The sequence below is a fragment of the Streptomyces sp. SID10853 genome (assembly GCF_010548145.1).
Classification (GTDB): Bacteria; Actinomycetota; Actinomycetes; order Streptomycetales; family Streptomycetaceae; genus Streptomyces.
In genome coordinates this window covers 1-1,624 of sequence record NZ_JAAGLN010000471.1, presented here as the reverse complement: position 1 = coordinate 1,624, position 1,624 = coordinate 1, and the positions used below count along the sequence as shown (strand labels likewise).

Below are 1,624 nucleotides of genomic sequence, written 5' to 3'. Positions count from 1 at the left end.
GGGGAGAGTGCGTGCCCGGTGCCGCGGTGCGGTGGGGCAGCGCGTGCCCCGTGCGTGCCCCGTGTGGCGGTGCGGTGGGGGGAGTGCGTGCCCGGTGTGCGGTGCGGGAGCACGCCCTGGCGTCGCGGTGCCGGCCGGGGCTTCGCGGGACGGCCCGGGCCCTACTTCGGTGCGGTGATGCGGAAGACGGGGTGGTCGGGGGCGATTCGGGTGAGTTCGGCGGCGGGCGAGTCGGCGCTCACACCGTCGAAGAACGCCCCGACCTCCATCTTCCAGCGCTTCAGATAGGCGCGCAGGATCTCCGGCTTCTCGCCGTCGGGCACCTCCACCGCGTGGAAGGGCTGTGATCTGCGGCCGAGCAGCAGCTCGCCGCCGCCTGCCGCGCGCATGTTGTGGGTCCACTGGACGTGTCCGCGTGCGGCGACCAGGTATTCGCCACTGTCCAGCTTCAGCGGATTGACCGGGGTGCGGCGCCACTGGCCGCTCTTGCGTCCGCGCACCGCCAGGATCCGGGACCCCCAGACGCTGACGCCGTGCCTGGTCAGCCAGGCGACTGTCCGGTTGAGCACCTGGACCGTGAACCAGCCGGGCTTCCTGACATAGGTGGTCATGGGGTTCTCCCTCAGTGAAGTGTGAGCACAAATAAAGTGTGAGCACTGCTCTCGCTCAAGAGCAGTGTGCACCGGTTGTCGATCCAGAACAAGAGCAGCACTCTCGTTATTGGTCAGTGATCTGGAATCTGGCACACTGGCCACCATGAGTGCTGTCCGAGGAGCCAGAGAACGAGCCCGTACCGAGATCACCGCGGCCATCAAGGACGAGGCGCGCAGACAGCTCGCCGACCAGGGTGCGGCGAACCTCTCCCTCCGCGCGGTCGCGCGCGAACTGGGCATGGTCTCCTCCGCGCTCTACCGGTACTTCCCGAGCCGTGACGATCTCCTCACCGCTCTCATCGTCGACGCCTACGACGCGATCGGCGAGACCGCGGAGGCCGCTCTCGCCGGAGCGGGCCGGGCCGCGGCCCGCTCCCGCTGGGTCACCGTGTGTACGGCGGTCCGCGGCTGGGCGCTCGCCCGTCCGCACGAATACGCCCTCATCTACGGCTCCCCGGTACCGGGCTACACCGCGCCCGGCGCGACCGTCGGCCCCGCGTCGAGGGTGGCCCTCGTCCTGATCTCCATCGTCGGCGACGCCTACCGCGGCGACGGCGTCGCGCTCCCGCCCGTGCCTCCTGTGTTGCGGTCCGAGGCGGATCGCCTGGCGGCGGAAATCGCCCCGGACCTGCCGCCCGCCGCTGCCCTCGCACTCACCGCGGCCTGGGCGCAGCTCTTCGGGCTGATCACCTTCGAGGTCTTCGGCCAGTTCGAACAGGTGGTGACGGACCGCGACGCCTTCTTCGAACGGGCCGCGGACGGTCTCGCGGAATCCGTCGGGCTACTCCGCCGGGAGTAGACGTGACCGCCACGCCGGGCTGACGCCCCGGGCACCCCCGTCGGTCTAGCGTTGCCCTCATGGACGACCCCGGCACCGACCAGCGAAGCGGACCCCTGAGGGGCGGGCTGTCGCGGGCGGACGGACGGCCCGGCCCGGACCGTCCGGTGCGGCGGCGTGGCGGGCCCGGCGG

2 protein-coding genes are annotated in these 1,624 nt (G+C 71.4%); one reads left to right on the top strand and one right to left on the bottom strand.

Annotated elements, in window-relative coordinates; all coding sequences use genetic code 11:
• Positions 1–161: 161 nt before the first annotated feature.
• Positions 162–611: a nitroreductase family deazaflavin-dependent oxidoreductase gene (locus G3I19_RS36405; RefSeq protein ID WP_164267934.1), complete on the bottom strand. Its 450-nt coding sequence runs from the start codon at positions 609–611 to the stop codon at positions 162–164.
• A 145-nt stretch (positions 612–756) separates the two neighbouring features.
• On the opposite strand from G3I19_RS36405, the gene G3I19_RS36400 reads away from it, so the two are divergent.
• Complete coding sequence (locus G3I19_RS36400; protein WP_164267933.1) at positions 757–1,452, top strand: TetR/AcrR family transcriptional regulator; 696 nt, start codon at positions 757–759, stop codon at positions 1,450–1,452.
• Positions 1,453–1,624 lie beyond the last annotated feature (172 nt).

Bases quoted from the DNA above. Each gene is read 5' to 3' on its own strand.
- G3I19_RS36405 (WP_164267934.1), bottom strand. From the start codon at position 611: ATGACCACCTATGTCAGGAAGCCCGGCTGGTTCACGGTCCAGGTGCTC.
- G3I19_RS36400 (WP_164267933.1), top strand. From the start codon at position 757: ATGAGTGCTGTCCGAGGAGCCAGAGAACGAGCCCGTACCGAGATCACC.